At 65.9% G+C, this 14,297-nt stretch carries 15 protein-coding genes; 8 read left to right on the plus strand and 7 right to left on the minus strand.

Annotated features, from left to right (window positions below; translation table 11 throughout):
• The first annotated feature begins 55 nt into the window (after positions 1 to 55).
• Positions 56 to 274 (plus strand): hypothetical protein, encoded by a 219-nt coding sequence (locus RA25_RS00525; protein WP_019296135.1) that lies wholly within the window; start codon positions 56 to 58, stop codon positions 272 to 274.
• Between the two features lie 82 nt (positions 275 to 356).
• Here RA25_RS00525 and RA25_RS00530 read toward each other — a convergent pair whose 3' ends face one another.
• The 3 genes from RA25_RS00530 to RA25_RS00540 all read right to left on the minus strand — a co-directional run bounded on the left by RA25_RS00530 (position 357) and on the right by RA25_RS00540 (position 3,084).
• A complete protein-coding gene (locus tag RA25_RS00530) occupies positions 357 to 1,259 on the minus strand; it encodes a fructose bisphosphate aldolase (RefSeq protein WP_039169417.1) in 903 nt (300 codons plus the stop codon).
• Positions 1,260 to 1,339: 80 nt separating this feature from the next.
• Positions 1,340 to 1,672, minus strand: a complete 333-nt coding sequence (locus tag RA25_RS00535) for a DnaJ family domain-containing protein (protein ID WP_039169419.1) — start codon at positions 1,670 to 1,672, stop codon at positions 1,340 to 1,342.
• Between the two features lie 41 nt (positions 1,673 to 1,713).
• Positions 1,714 to 3,084 carry an aminotransferase-like domain-containing protein gene (locus RA25_RS00540; RefSeq protein WP_039169421.1) on the minus strand — a complete coding sequence of 457 codons (1,371 nt, stop codon included), beginning with the start codon at positions 3,082 to 3,084 and terminating at the stop codon, positions 1,714 to 1,716.
• 145 nt (positions 3,085 to 3,229) lie between these two features.
• On the opposite strand from RA25_RS00540, the gene RA25_RS00545 reads away from it, so the two are divergent.
• Positions 3,230 to 3,610, plus strand: a complete 381-nt coding sequence (locus tag RA25_RS00545; protein ID WP_019296139.1) for a DUF983 domain-containing protein — start codon at positions 3,230 to 3,232, stop codon at positions 3,608 to 3,610.
• A 156-nt stretch (positions 3,611 to 3,766) separates the two neighbouring features.
• On the opposite strand, the gene RA25_RS00550 is transcribed toward RA25_RS00545, so the two are convergent.
• Entirely contained in the window at positions 3,767 to 5,410 is a 1,644-nt protein-coding gene (locus RA25_RS00550) for a CTP synthase (protein WP_039151310.1), read from the minus strand.
• Positions 5,411 to 5,582: 172 nt separating this feature from the next.
• Positions 5,583 to 5,948 (minus strand): preprotein translocase subunit SecG, encoded by a 366-nt coding sequence (secG, locus tag RA25_RS00555; protein WP_039169424.1) that lies wholly within the window; start codon positions 5,946 to 5,948, stop codon positions 5,583 to 5,585.
• 375 nt (positions 5,949 to 6,323) lie between these two features.
• On the opposite strand from secG, the gene nthA reads away from it, so the two are divergent.
• The 5 genes from nthA (at position 6,324) to RA25_RS00580 (ending at position 10,173) form a co-directional block, all read left to right on the plus strand.
• The gene (gene nthA, locus RA25_RS00560; protein ID WP_039169426.1) at positions 6,324 to 6,950 is read left to right on the plus strand and encodes a nitrile hydratase subunit alpha; all 627 of its coding nucleotides are present in this window, start codon (positions 6,324 to 6,326) and stop codon (positions 6,948 to 6,950) included.
• Positions 6,947 to 7,624: a nitrile hydratase subunit beta gene (gene nthB / locus RA25_RS00565; RefSeq protein WP_019296143.1), complete on the plus strand. Its 678-nt coding sequence runs from the start codon at positions 6,947 to 6,949 to the stop codon at positions 7,622 to 7,624. The genes nthA and nthB overlap by 4 nt, the downstream gene beginning before the upstream one ends.
• Positions 7,621 to 7,953 carry a nitrile hydratase accessory protein gene (locus RA25_RS00570; RefSeq protein ID WP_039169428.1) on the plus strand — a complete coding sequence of 111 codons (333 nt, stop codon included), beginning with the start codon at positions 7,621 to 7,623 and terminating at the stop codon, positions 7,951 to 7,953. The genes nthB and RA25_RS00570 overlap by 4 nt, the downstream gene beginning before the upstream one ends.
• A gap of 658 nt (positions 7,954 to 8,611) precedes the next feature.
• Complete coding sequence (locus RA25_RS00575) at positions 8,612 to 9,925, plus strand: adenylosuccinate synthase (RefSeq protein ID WP_039169432.1); 1,314 nt, start codon at positions 8,612 to 8,614, stop codon at positions 9,923 to 9,925.
• On the plus strand, positions 9,925 to 10,173 hold the full coding sequence (locus tag RA25_RS00580; protein ID WP_019296880.1) for a DUF2842 domain-containing protein: 249 nt from the start codon (positions 9,925 to 9,927) through the stop codon (positions 10,171 to 10,173). The genes RA25_RS00575 and RA25_RS00580 overlap by 1 nt, the downstream gene beginning before the upstream one ends.
• A gap of 136 nt (positions 10,174 to 10,309) precedes the next feature.
• Here RA25_RS00580 and RA25_RS22915 read toward each other — a convergent pair whose 3' ends face one another.
• Positions 10,310 to 12,532: a hypothetical protein gene (locus RA25_RS22915; RefSeq protein ID WP_039170232.1), complete on the minus strand. Its 2,223-nt coding sequence runs from the start codon at positions 12,530 to 12,532 to the stop codon at positions 10,310 to 10,312.
• Between the two features lie 140 nt (positions 12,533 to 12,672).
• On the opposite strand from RA25_RS22915, the gene RA25_RS00590 reads away from it, so the two are divergent.
• The gene (locus tag RA25_RS00590; RefSeq protein ID WP_039169435.1) at positions 12,673 to 13,338 is read left to right on the plus strand and encodes a thiamine diphosphokinase; all 666 of its coding nucleotides are present in this window, start codon (positions 12,673 to 12,675) and stop codon (positions 13,336 to 13,338) included.
• Here RA25_RS00590 and RA25_RS00595 read toward each other — a convergent pair.
• Positions 13,335 to 14,249: a DMT family transporter gene (locus RA25_RS00595; protein WP_039169438.1), complete on the minus strand. Its 915-nt coding sequence runs from the start codon at positions 14,247 to 14,249 to the stop codon at positions 13,335 to 13,337. The two genes, RA25_RS00590 and RA25_RS00595, sit on opposite strands and share 4 nt — an antisense overlap.
• Positions 14,250 to 14,297: the final 48 nt, after the last annotated feature.

The following is a 14,297-nucleotide window of genomic DNA, read 5'->3' on the forward strand; positions in this document are numbered from 1 at the left end:
CGGGTGGCTTGCCGCCAGCCGCACGGCGGAACGGCTTGCCGCAAGCGAGGGGAGGATGCCTAGGTCGGCGCGCTGGCTGCTGGCGCTGTCCGGCGTGCTGATCTCGGCCTCGGCGCTGATCTTCTGGGCCTGGCTCGGCGGTGCGGGCCAGGCGCCGGAGGACCAGCCGGGATGGTTCACCCTCACCGCGCTGCGCTTCTTCTGGCTGCCTTTTCTCAGCGGTGCGGGGCTGGTGCTGGCGGTCTGCTGCGCCGGGCGCAACAACGGCTACTGACACGGCCCAGCACAATAAGCCCAACAGAGAAGGCCGCGCCCGGGTGCAGGCGCGGCCTTCTCAATGTCAGCTCTGACAGCTCTTACAGCGAGGCGTCGTAGATCTTGCCAATGTTGGCACCCAGCGCCGCATCGTATTCCGCGTCGGACATAGACACGTTCAGCCCCTCGGTCAGCGCGCGGCTGAAGGAGGCGATCATCTTGGTGTTCTGCGACAGGCGCGCGCAGGCGTCGTCGGTGGTGTAGCCGCCCGACAGCGCCACAACCCGCACCACATTGGCGTGATCGGCCAGATCATCATAGAGGCCCGCCTGGGACGGGATGGTCAGCTTCAGCGCCACTTTGCTGTCCGCGGGCAGGGCATCCAGCTGCGCCTTGATCTCTGCTTTCAGCAGCTCTTCGGCCTCAGCCTTGGTGGCAGAGTTGATGTCCACTTCCGGCTCGATGATCGGCACCAGGCCGGCCGCAACAATCTGCTGGCCCACTTCGAACTGCTGCGCGACAACCGCCTTGATGCCTGTCGCATTTGCTTCCTTGACGACAGAGCGCATCTTGGTGCCAAAGATGCCCTTGGCGCCCGCCCGCGCCAGCAGCGCGTCCAGCTCCGGCATCGGCTTCATCATCTGCACGCCGTTGGCCTCATCGGCCAGGCCCTTGTCCACTTTCAGGAACGGCACCACGCCGCAGTTGCCCCACAGGAAGTCCGCGGTCGGCTTGCCGTCAATCTCGCCGTCCATGGTCTTCTCGAACAGGATCGCGCCCAAGATGCGCTCCTTGCCGAAGCTCGGCGAGGTGATGATGCGGGTGCGCATCTTGTGGATCTCGGCGAACATCTCGTCGTCGTTCGAATAGGCGTCCTCGTTCACGCCGTAAAGCGCCAGCGCCTTCGGGGTCGAGCCGCCGGACTGGTCCAGCGCGGCAATAAAGCCCTTGCCGGTTGCGATACGGTCGAGTTGTTCCTGCCGTGTGGAAGCGTCATTGGCCATAATGCGTCACTCTTCTTTGGAATGGTCGGTCTTGGCGCTGTCTATACCGCGAATCCGGTGGGAAACAACGGGGTGTTGCGCTAACGGAAGAAGGATTTCCGCGCATCCCGCGCCATGTTGTAGCGCATCTCCAGATCGGAGATCCGCGCCATCGCCGCCTTGCGCTCTTCCGGATCCGTCAATCCGGCGTATTCGCGGCGTGCCTCAGCCAGCTGCTGCTTCAGCCCGAACTCCTCCGGCACCACGCCCGCCTGCGCCATGATCCGCATGCCCGCCGCCAGGCCAGCGTCCACATGCGCCTCGCTGCTGCGGTCGGGCAGGGGCTTGCCTTCGCCTTCCAGCCCCTGCAGCTGGCCCTCGGCCTGCGCCTTGGCCAGCTGCCGTTCAATCAGGTTGCGGAAGGCGCGGATCATGCGGGCTCCTGTGGTTGCGGGGGAACCATATCAGCCGCCGCTCAGCCCAGCCAGTCCTTGCGGGTGACGGCATCGTTCAGCGCCAGCAGGTCCTCGCGCAGGTCCTCCAGTGTGATCGGCCCGCCCAGGCAGACCCGCACCGCTTCCTGCGGCAGGCCGGAGACGGTGAAGGCATCGCTGGGCATGATGCCGATCTGGCGACCCGCCATGCGGCCCATCACCTCGGCCCGGCTGGTGCCCCGCGGCAAGGTCAGCCACAGGTTAAAGGCCAGCGGATCGCTGTCGATGAAACAGGCCTGCAGCACCTCCGTTGCCAGCGCCTGCCGCTCTGCCGCAGCCTTGCGGATGAAACGCTGGATCTCTGCCGCGGTGCCGTCCTCGATCCAGCGTCCCAGCAGCGCCAGATTGAGGGGCGACACCATCACATGCATCGACCGGAGCGCTTGGCTGAACTGCCCCAGAACGGCGCGTTTCGGCACCAAAGTATAGGCCAGCCGCAGCCCGGCGCCGAAGCATTTGGAAAGCCCCGCAATATGCCAGCCCAGATCGGGGATCAGGCTGCTGATGGGGGCCGGCGCGCCATTATCGACAAAGCAATAGGCATCATCTTCGATCAGCGGCAGGTCATGCTTTTGCAGCACTGCGGCAATCTCCCGCCGCCGTTTGGCGGTGATGGTCCGAGTGGAGGGGTTCTGCAGCGTCGGGTTCAGATACAGCGCCGCGGGCCAGTCGCTGGTGATGGCCTTTTCCAGCGCGTCCGGCTGAATGCCGTCCTTGTCCCCCGGCAGTCCGATCAGCCGGATCCCCAGCCGCGCCGCGATGGAGCGCAGCCCGGGATAGGTCACCTCCTCGCACAGGATGGTGGACCCCGGCTCGCACAGCACCGTCAGGATCGCATAGAGGCTGGCGTGCGCCCCCGGCGTGATCACCAGCCGGTCCGGCGCGCAGGGCAGGCCGTTTGCCTGCATCCACTCTGCCGCCAGCGCCCGGTCCTGCGGGCTGCCGGTCACCGACTGGTAGCGCAACAGCGGCTGCAGGTTGGCCGAGACATGCTCCAGCCCCTTTTGCATCCGTGCCAGCAAGCCTGGGTCATCCGGTTCCGGCGGCATGTTCATCATCGGGTCTTCTTCCAGCGCCCGGCGCGGATCTGGCCGTTCCGGCAGCGCCTCCCGGCTGCGCACAAAGGTGCCGCGGCCGACAAAGCTCTCGATGTAGCCGCGCCGCACCGCCTCCGCGTAGCCCCGCGACACGGTGGAGAAATCCACCCCCAGCTCCTGCGCCACCCGCCGCTGCGGCGGCAGCCGGTCGCCGGGCGCCAGCACGCCGGCGTCGATGTCGGCGCCGATCGCCTCGGCCAGCTCGATATAGCGGGGCCGGGCGCCGTCCAGACGGGCAGGGGTCCATTGTTTCATCGCCGGGTCTCCGCGAAGGCTTTGTTTCGTGATTGATTGGTTCAATGCAGGAGTGCGGCAATAAATGCAATATCAATGTTTGCATATTGATTGCATTCATTTCGGGAATCACGCTATCAGGCGGCGGAACCCAAGGAGACGCGCGATGACCCAAGCGGACGTTCTGGAAGAGAACCAGCGGGAGCTGAAACCAGCTTTGCTGAAGGGGCTGCGGCTGCGCTGCCCGAACTGCGGCGGCGGCAAGCTGCTGCACAGCTATCTCAAGGTGAACGACAGCTGCACCGAGTGCGGCCAGGAGCTGCATCATCAGCGCGCTGATGACGGGCCGGCCTATCTGACCATCCTGGTGGTGGGCCACATCCTCGGCTTTGCGCTGCACATCGTCTACACCCAGCTGCGCCCGGACCCCTGGACGCTGGCGATCATCATGTCGGTGATCACGGTGGGGGCCTCGCTGTACCTGCTGCCGCGGATGAAGGGGCTGGTGGTGGCCTATCAGTGGGCCAAGCGGATGCACGGCTTCTGAGCCGGGCAAAACCATTCAACTAAAATGAAAAAGGCGGGCCAGCGGCCCGCCTTTTCTTGTATTTTCCCTGCGCCGCCTTGGCGGCGCCCGGCTCAACGGATGCTGCTCATGTGTCATGAGCAAAGCAGCGGGCGGGAGAACCCCGCCTGCCGGGGATTACACCAGCCGCGAGGCTTCCTTGGCCGCGCGGACGAAATCGTCGAACAGCGGGTGCGGCGCAAAGGGTTTGGATTTCAGCTCCGGGTGGAACTGCACGCCGATGAACCACGGGTGGTCTTTCCACTCCACGATCTCCGGCAGGCGGCCGTCCGGCGACATGCCGGAGAAGCTGAGGCCGCATTTTTCCAGCTGTTCCTGATACTTGGTGTCGACCTCATAGCGGTGGCGGTGGCGCTCCTCGATATGGGTGCTGCCATAAACTTCCGCCACTTTGGAGCCTTCCTCCAGCGCCGCGTCATAGGCGCCAAGGCGCATGGTGCCGCCCTTGTCGTCGCCGACTTTACGCTCGACGGTCATGTTGCCCTGCACCCATTCCTTCAGGTGGTAGACAACCGGCTCAAAGCGCTTCTTGCCGGCCTCGTGGTCGAACTCCTCGGAGCCCGCCTCGGAAATGCCCGCCACGTTGCGCGCGGCCTCGATCACCGCCATCTGCATGCCGAGGCAGATGCCGAGATACGGCACCTTGTTCTCGCGTGCATACTGCGCTGCCTTGATCTTGCCCTCGGTGCCGCGCTCGCCAAAGCCGCCTGGCACCAGGATCGCGTGGTAGCCCTGCAGGTAGGGAGCGGCGTCTTCCTTGTCAAAGAGCTCCGCATCGACCCATTCGATCGAGACCTTGACCCGGTTCGACATGCCGCCATGGGTCAGCGCCTCGGCGATGGATTTATAGGCGTCTTCCAGCTGGGTGTATTTGCCGACAATGGCCACCTTCACTTCGCCCTCGGGGTTGTAGATGCGGTCGGCCACATCTTCCCAGCGCTCCAGGTTGGGTTTCGGGGCAGGGGCGATGCCGAAGGCATCCAGCACCGCCTGGTCGAGGCCTTCGCGGTGATAGGCCAGCGGCGCCTCATAGATCGACTTCAGGTCCTGCGCGGCAATCACAGAGTCGGCGCGCACGTTGCAGAACAGCGCCAGCTTTTCGCGTTCCTTGACCGGAATCGGCCCCTCAGAGCGGCAGACCAGAATGTCGGGCGCGAGGCCGATGGAGCGCAGCTCCTTCACCGAGTGCTGGGTCGGCTTGGTCTTCAGCTCGCCGGAGGCCTTGATGTACGGGAGCAGGGTCAGGTGCATGAAGATGCACTCGCCGCGCGGCTTGTCCTGGGCGAACTGGCGGATCGCCTCGAAGAAGGGCAGGCCCTCGATGTCGCCGACGGTGCCGCCGATCTCGCAGAGCATGAAGTCGACCTCATCCTCGCCGATGGAGATGAAGTCCTTGATTTCGTTGGTGACGTGCGGAATGACCTGGATGGTTTTGCCGAGGTAGTCGCCGCGGCGCTCCTTCTCCAGCACGTTGGTGTAGATGCGGCCCGACGAGATCGAGTCGGTCTTGCGCGCCGGAACCCCGGTGAAGCGTTCGTAATGGCCGAGGTCCAGGTCGGTCTCGGCGCCGTCGTCGGTCACGAACACCTCGCCGTGCTCAAACGGGCTCATGGTGCCCGGATCGACGTTCAGGTAGGGGTCCAGCTTGCGCAGCCGGACCGAGTAGCCCCGCGCCTGCAGAAGGGCGCCGAGCGCCGCCGAAGCCAGGCCTTTGCCCAGGGATGAAACAACACCGCCGGTGATGAAGATAAAACGCGCCATATGTGTTCGGCTGCCCCCGTGAGAAGTCAGATTTCAGCTGCCCGGCGGTGATTGGAATCAGTCCAAAAACCGCTGCATCACGGGACTTCATATATAAAGGATTCGCACGAAATGCGCAAGGGAACCGCAAGATGCTGTTGCGGTTCCTAAAACCCTCTCAAGGTGTAGTGGATCAGTCTGCGCTGGGAACCAGCGGAGCGTTGTCGCCTTCGGAAGGCGGCAGGAGATCGCTGCCGAGCGCCGGAACTGCAGGCGCCTCGCCGCCTTCTTCGGTTTGCGGCACACCGATGCGGTCCGCAACAGAGGAGCCCGCGGACTTTTGCGCCGCCATGATGGTCAGGGTGATCGAGGTGCAGATGAAGGCGATGGCCAGCAGCCAGGTCACCTTGCTGAGCGCGGTTGCCGCCGCGCGGCCGGAGATCGCGCCGCCGCCGCCGCCGCCCATGCCAAGGCCGCCGCCTTCGGAGCGCTGCAGCAGAACCACGGCGATCAGGCCGAGAGCCAGAAGAAGATGGATGATCAGAACAACGTTTTCCATGGGTCCCTGCGGCGGTTGGCTAAGTACCGGGCGGTAAATAGGCAAGATTGCCCGGGGGGGCAAGGGCGGAGTTTGCCGGTTTCGGAGAGTTTGCGGCCGGAGCAGTTGCTTGCATGGGGCTTTGAAACTCCGGATCGCTTTGCGATCCGGTTCGCGCCCGGCCCCGCCCCCCAGGGCGGGCGCGAAATACTGTACCGTTTCAGAGAGATGCGAGGCTTGCTGGGTGTCCGGACGTTCCGCCATGCAGCACTGCGCCCACCCCCGGTGCCGGGCGCGAACCTGTTGTCCCGGATGGAATGCGACGTCACGCAACGTGATTGTTTGCATCAGGAAACGTGACTGGACAGCAGCCCCCGCGCGGGCGCAGCATGGGGTATGCCTCATGATCATCACGACCACCCGCACGCCCTTTTGCCGCCTGATCCTGCCCTGCGGGTGAAGGCGCTGGAGACGATTCTCACCGAAAAGGGCCTGATCGACCCCGCCGCGCTGGAGGAGATCATCGACACCTATCAGAACAGGATCGGCCCGCAGAACGGTGCCAGGGTGGTGGCCCGCGCCTGGAGTGAGCCGGAGTTCAAGGCGGCGCTGCTGGCGGATGCCGATCCGGTGCTGGCGGAGCTGGGATATTACGGCCGCCAGGGTGAGCATATGGTGGTGGTGGAGAATACGCCCCAACAGCACAATATGGTCGTGTGTACCTTATGCAGCTGCTACCCGTGGCCGCTGCTGGGCATTCCGCCGGGCTGGTATAAATCCGATGCCTACCGCGCCCGCGCGGTGCGCGAGCCGCGCAAGGTGCTGGCGGAGTTCGGGGTGACGCTGCCACCGGAGGCCGCGGTGCGGGTCTGGGATTCGACGGCAGAGGTCCGCTATCTGGTGCTGCCGATGCGGCCCGGCGGCACTGAGGGGCTGAGCGAGGACGAATTGGCTGCGCTGGTCACCCGTGACAGCATGATCGGCACTGGATTGGCAAAAATGCCGGGGGAGTTGCCGTCATGACCCGGGTGCATGACATGGGCGGGCGGTTCGGTGACGGGCCGGTTAAGTCTGAGGCCGAAGGCGCACCGGTCTTTGCCGAGGACTGGCATGCCCGTGCGCTGGCGGTGACGCTGGCTTGCGGGGCGCTGGGGCAGTGGAACATCGACACCTCGCGCCACGCGCGGGAGCGGCTGTCGCCCAAGGACTACACGCGCTTTTCCTATTACGAGAAATGGATTTCGGCGTTGGCGGACCTCCTGGTCGAGAAGGGTGTGCTGACGCGGGACGACCTGCAGGGCAAGGGGGCTGCCGGGCTGCACGCGCTGGCGGAGCGGGCGCTTAAGGCGGAGAACGTCGCCGCAGCGCTGGCCAAGGGCGGGCCTGCGGACCGGGAGGGCGGGCCGGCGCCGCTGTTCACCCCCGGCCAGGCGGTACGGGCGCGAATCCCTGCGGATAACGCGCTGGTCGATGGCGGCCACACCCGGCTGCCGCAATACGCTGCCGGGGCGCAGGGCTATATCCTGCGGCTGCATGGCACCCATGTCTTGCCCGACAGCAGCGCCCATGGGCTGGGCGAGGCGCCGGAGCCGCTTTATGCGGTGCGCTTTCATGCCAGTTCCTTGTGGGCGCATGCAGAACACCCCGAGGACGAAGTGGTGCTGGATCTGTGGCAGAGCTATCTGGAGCCGCTATGAGTACCTGTCCTGAGGTTGCAGCACCGGAGCCTGTCTTTGCCGAACCCTGGCATGCGCAGGTCTTTGCGCTGACGGTGCATCTGAATGAGGCCGGGCGGTTCAGCTGGGCCGACTGGGTGGAGCGGTTTTCCGCGACGCTCAAGCGCCATGGGTTGAGCCGTGAATTGGATGGCGGTGAGGATTACTTCCGCGCCTGGCTGGAAACGCTGGAGATGTTTCTGGCCGAGGACGGCGCGGCGTCGCGCGCAGAGGCGGAGGTGATGCGCAGCCGCTGGGAAGAGGCCTACCTCAGCACGCCGCATGGCGCGCCGGTGCATCTGCGCGGCTGAGCGCGCGCAGCTGTGGCCGCCGGGGCCGCTTGCGGGCCGGGGCGGTTTTGCCTTTGCCGTTTCTGTTGTTTCGTTTCCGTTGTTGCGCTGTGTCCCAATTAAGGGGGCGGCGCCGCCGGGGTGGAGGTGGACAGACCCCGCAGGGGGCCTGCTCGGACAAGCTCGCTTGGACGACCCCCTTTTTATCAGGGCCGGTCTCCGGGTGTTGCCCATTCAGCCGCACAGATGCCTGGGCCTCGTATCATGGCCCCGCGCGCGGGAACCATGGCTGGGGGATCGCGATCTGATTGCAGTGTGGCATAGGGAAATGAGGATCGCGTGAAGGCACCGTACGCTGGGTATGCAACACCCCGCTGTTTGCCGCGATTTTTTCGTGACGCTGAGGGCGGGCGCCTGCCTGCGGGGTGGCGCTGCAACGGCTGTGTATGGCAGTTTATTCCTGCTGCGCCCGTACGAGTTTGCAATGGAGTACTGCACCTGCGAAAGCGCCAGCCCGTGCGGGCGGGCAGGCGCTGGCCCGGCGCCTGCGGCTTGATTCCGGGCGGGGAAGGTGCTGTGCCCCATGAATTAGCGCCAACTGCGGCGAATTTGCGGTTCCACTGCCTGCGCAGCATCGCTATATGAGCGTGGGTTTGAACCAGACTGTAAAGGACCGGATATGGCCAATGTCGTCGTAGTCGGCGCCCAGTGGGGCGACGAAGGGAAAGGCAAGATCGTGGACTGGCTGAGCGAGCGCGCTGACGTGATCGCCCGCTTCCAGGGCGGCCATAACGCCGGCCACACGCTGGTCATTGACGGCAAGGTCTACAAGCTGCACGCGCTGCCTTCGGGCGTGGTGCGCGGCGGCAAGCTGTCGGTTATCGGCAATGGCGTGGTGCTGGACCCCTGGCACCTGATGAAGGAAATCGCGACGGTTCAGGAACAGGGCGTGGAAATCACCCCGGAAACCCTGATGATCGCCGAGAATACGCCGCTGATCCTGCCGCTGCACGGCGAGCTGGACCGGGCGCGCGAGGAAGCGGCCTCCAAGGGCACCAAGATCGGCACCACCGGCCGCGGCATCGGCCCGGCCTATGAGGACAAGGTGGGCCGCCGTGCGATCCGCGTTGCCGACCTGGCCGACGAGGCGACCCTGATCGCCCGCGTTGACCGGGCGCTGCAGCACCATGATCCGCTGCGCAAGGGCCTGGGTGTAGACCCGGTCGACCGCGACGCGCTGATTGCCCAACTGAAGGAAATCGCGCCGCAGATCCTGCCCTTTGCGGCCCCGGTCTGGAAGGTGCTGAACGAGAAGCGCAAATCCGGCAAGCGGATCCTGTTCGAAGGCGCGCAGGGCGCACTGCTGGACATTGATTTCGGCACTTACCCGTTTGTGACCTCCTCGAACGTGATTGCAGGCCAGGCGGCGACCGGTGTCGGAATCGGCCCGGGCTCGATCGATTACGTGCTGGGCATTGTGAAGGCCTATACCACCCGCGTCGGCGAAGGCCCGTTCCCGACCGAGCTGCTGAACGCGGAAGGCAAGCCGGATGCCGATGGCGAGCGCCTGGGCACCCGCGGCCATGAGTTCGGCACCACCACCGGCCGCCAGCGCCGCTGCGGCTGGTTCGACGCCTGCCTGGTGCGCCAGACCTGCGCCACCTCCGGCATCAACGGCATTTCGCTGACCAAGCTGGACGTGCTGGACGGGTTCGAGACCCTGAAGATCTGCACCGGCTACGAGCTGGACGGCGCGCGTCTGGACTACCTGCCGACCGCTGCCGATCAGCAGGCCCGCTGCAAGCCGGTCTATGAAGAGATGCCGGGCTGGAGCGAGTCGACCGAGGGCGCGCGCAGCTGGAACGATCTGCCCGCCAACGCGATCAAGTATGTGAAGCGCGTGGAAGAGCTGATCGACTGCCCGGTGGCGCTGCTGTCCACCAGCCCGGAGCGGGACGACACCATCCTGGTCACCGACCCGTTTGCCGACTGATGGCTGACAAGCAAGGCCTGAGCTACAAGGCCCGGCGGCGCTGGGCCCTGGTCATCCTGCTGGTGGGGATGCCGGTTTACATCGTGGCCGCAGTCACGGTGATGAACTGGCTCGACCGGCCGCCCCTGTGGCTGGAGCTGATCGTCTATGTGGCGCTGGGCATCGTCTGGGTGCTGCCGTTCAAGTTCGTGTTCCGCGGCGTCGGCAAGGAAGACCCGGACGCCGGGAAGACTGACCCGGAGAAATAAGGGGAGGGGCGCTGCCCCTCTTGACCTGAAGGTCAATTCACCCCGGAGTATTTCTGCAAAGAAGAAACAGGCCCTTGGTCTGAAACTGAAAAAGGCGGCCCGCGGGGCCGCCTTTTCTGTTTCTGCTGTCCGGGGATCAGCCCGCGGCGCGCTTGGGTTTGAAGCCGATGTCGCCGGAGGCGGTGAACTGGCCGTTGCCGGAGCGTTCGATCTTGCCGTCGCGCAGGAGCTGGCCGAAGGAGCGCAGCCCGTCCTCGCGGTTGAAGTCGCTGCTGCCGGCGCTGCGCACCTTGTTCATCAGTTGCGGGCGCGAGAAGTGGTCGCGGCCTTCGACAAAGCTCATGTAGGCGGCGGCGGCCTCCAGCAGTTCATGCAGCTCAGCCGCGCCGCGTTCTTCGGCATAGGCGGCAAAACCGCTGCCGCCGGTTTCTGCGTCATTGCCCAGAACCGCGGCTGACACCCGGCGCGGGCGCACCGGCTGGGGGGCCGCAGCGGCAGGGGCCGCGGCTGCACCTTCGTCGATGCGCTGCTCGGCCACCAGTTTCAGCGGCGCCGGGCGCGCGGCCGGGCTGGCCGGACGCGCCGAGACGCCCTGGCGGGCTTCGGGCCGGGCTTCGGGGCGGCGCGGGCGCACCACGCTGGCGAGGTCGTCGCGGTAAGGCTTGGCCTCGTCGCTGGCGCTGCCGGCGTCCGGGCCGTCAGCCTTGGTGGCGGCGACGGCGCCGCGCAGCTGGCTGTAGGCCTCAAGCGAGGAGGCGGTTTCCGGGTCTTCCAGCTTTTCGTCGGCGGCGGCCATCAGCCGGGAGACGTCGCTGTCGGCCAGGCCGGGCGCAGCCACCGGATCCGCCGCCTCTGCCGCATCGGCATCATCCTCAAGGGAAGCTTCAGCGGAGTCTTCGGCAGCAGGCTGTTCGGACGCGGCCAGGATCTCAGCCTCCACCTCGGCCAGTTCCCGCATCAGGTCGGCCTCGTCCTCGTCGGAGAGGATGGGCTGTTCGGGCTCTGCGTCTGCCGGAGCCGGGGTGTCTTCTGTCTCTTGCAGCTGGCCGGAGGCAACGGCCTGGTCGAGGACCGCGCGCTTGATCTTGGTGATGCGGACGCGGGCCGGCTTCGGTGCCGGGGCTTCTTCTTCTTCCCCGGCCGGCCGGCTGGAGCTGTCCTCTGTGCTGTCCTCATCAAGGCCTGCGAAGAGACCGTCTTCGGCTTCCGCTTCGGCTTCGCCGCTGTCATCGCCTGCGGAGGCTTCCTCGGTGTCCGCGTCTTCTGCTTGGGCTGCTTCGGCAGCGGCGCTGTTCAGGTCCAGGCGGTCCAGGGCGCGGGCGATCTCGTCGTCGGCCTCGTCATCGAAATCCGGTGCGCCGTCATCTTCCAGCAGGGCCGCGGAGATGTCCTCAGCGGCGCCATCCAGCACGTCATCGGCGTGCTCGTCTTCGCTGAAATCCTCTTCGGGGGTCTGGGCGACCACGGCGCGGATGCGTTGCAGCTTGGCGGCGATGCTGTCGGCGGCGGAGGCGGCTGCCGGGGCCGCAGTCTCGACCTCTTCGGCCTCTGCCTGCGGCTCTTCCGCCTCTACTGCCGCTTCGGTGAAATCTGCCTCGGCTTCGGTCACTTCCAGCAGTTCGACGGCAGGGGCAGGCTCTTCTTCGCTTGCGGTGCCGAGCACAGCGGCGATGGCTTCTTCGGCTTCGGCTTCGGCTTCGGCTTCGGCTTCGGCTTCGGCTTCGGCTTCGGCTTCGGCTTCGGCTTCGGCTTCGGCTTCGGCTTCGGCTTCGGCTTCGGCGGTGATTTCTGCGGCTTCTTCTGCTTCGGCCTCTTCCGCGGCGTCCTCGATTTCGGCAGCGGCGGCCTGGGCTTCTTCTGCAACCGCCTCGGCGGCGGCTTCGGAGGCTTCGGCGGCGATCACGTCTGCGGCAGCTTCTTCGGTTTCGGCCACGGATTCTTCGGTTTCAGCCACGGCTTCCGCTTCGGCGGCCGGAACTTCAGCTTCCGCCGGGGCGGGCGCGGGCTGTTCGGCAACCGGTTCTGCGGCAGGCGCCGGCGCCGGGGCAGGTGCAGCGGTGGGAGCCGGTGCGGCAGCTTCGGCAGCGGCGGCGCCAAGCGCCGGGGTGGCGGCACGCAGGTGGATGCCGCCCTCGCTGGTGCGGGCCTCGACCTGGCGGGCGATTTCGCGCTGGGCGATGCGGGCCAGCATATCGGCATCGGGCTGCGGCGGTTCGGCGCCAAAGTAGCGGTCATCCGCGGCAAGGTCGCGGAAATACTCGGCAATGGCCTTCATTGTGCCGAAGGAATCCTCGAACCCTTCCAATGTGCAGGAAAAGGTTCCATAGGATACGGTCAAGACTTTGTTGTTATGTACCATCAGCTCGCTCGTCTTCGTCACATAGGTTGTCATTCACCATAAAGGCTGGAAGGACCAATTTTGCTCGAATCCGTGCAATTGATCGTATCATTTTGTGTTCACAATGTGTCTTGTTTCCAAAATAGGCGGGAATTCACCGCATGAATACTAAGATTGTAGACGTTCCGGAACCAATCACGCTGGTAGGCGGCGGTGAGCTGGCCTCTGGCGATCTGGAGGCGGCGCTGGCGCTGGCGCCGGTGCTGGTGGCGGCGGATGGCGGCGCTGCGGCGGCGCTGGCGGCGGGGCGGGTGCCGCGGGCGGTGATCGGGGATTTTGACTCGCTGAGCGATGACGTGCGGGGGCAGCTGCCGCCGGACAGCCTGCACCCGGTGGCGGAGCAGGACAGCACCGATTTTGACAAGGCGCTGAGGATGATAGCGGCGCCGGCGGTGCTGGCGGTGGGGTTCCTGGGCGCGCGGGTGGATCACCAGCTGGCGGCGTTCAGCACCCTGGTGCAGGGGCATGACGTGCCGGTTGTGCTGGTGGGGGAGACGGAGGTGATCTTTCACCTGACCCGGGCGGTGGAACTGCCCGCGGAGGCGGGTGAAGTGATTTCGCTGTTTCCGATGCAGGAGGTGCAGGGGCACTCCGAGGGGCTGGAGTGGCCCATTGACGGGCTGACGATGTCGCCGATGGGGCGGATCGGCACCTCGAACCGGGCGACGGGTCCGGTGCGGCTGGAGGCGGAGGGGCCGGGGCTGTTGGCGATTGTGCCGCGGCGGTTGCTGGCGGATGTGCTGGGGGCGGTCCGGCTGGACCGCTAGGCGGGGTTGATGCGCTCTTCGGTTTCTGACGCCTTGCGCTCGCGCATCACCGCGTAAAGCCCTGCGCTGATGGTCAGGAGGATGCCGAAAGCCGCGAGGGCGTTCGGGAGTTCCGAGAAGATCAGCCAGCCGAAGAACACTGCCACCGGGATTTCCAGGTATTGCATTGAGGCAAGGGTGGAGGTGGGGGCAAAGCGCAGGCTCCAAGTCATCAGGAGGTGGGCGACGGTGCCAAGCGCGCCGGCTGCGGCCAAGAGGGACCAGGTGTCCTGCGGCGGCAGGGCGGTGGAGAGGGCGGGCAGGCTAATGGCATTGCCGATCAGGAACACCGGCGCCAGCAGTGCAGTGCCCATGACGCCCGCCACTGCCTGAACCGCGATGGGATCGGTCTCCTTGGCGATTTTGCGGGTGATCAGCATGAACAAGGCAAAGATCACAGCCACCAAGAGCGGCCAGAGCGCGTTCCAGCCGACGGCGGCAAAGCTGGGTTGAATGACCAGCAAGGTGCCGGCAAAGCCGACGACGCAGGCGCCGAGGCGGCGCAGGCCAACCTGTTCGTGCAGGACGTATTTGCCCAGCAGCAGCATCAGGAAGGGCATCACGAAGGCTATGGCCACCGCGTCGGCCAAGGGCAGGTAGCGGAAGGCGGTGAACATCGCGCCGATGCCGCCCATCTGCAACAGCGTGCGCAGGAACAGGAGCGGTGCCACCCGGCGCGACAGGCTGAGCGGCAGCCGCAGGGCCAGGGCCAGCGGCAGCAGGATTGCGGCCTGGGCGGCAAAGCGGATGAAGACGATCTGCGCGACCGGCACCCGGTCCGTCAGCAGTTTGGCGATGGCGTCGCCCAGCGGGATCACCATGCAGAAGCCCAGCATCAGGGCGATGCCGAGGAGGGGCCGGTCCTGTGTCATGGCGGCAGGCTAGGCGGGGTGGGGGAAACTTACAAGGTGCGGTTGAAG

The sequence above is a fragment of the Leisingera sp. ANG-S5 genome (genome assembly GCF_000813925.1).
Taxonomy (GTDB): domain Bacteria; phylum Pseudomonadota; class Alphaproteobacteria; order Rhodobacterales; family Rhodobacteraceae; genus Leisingera.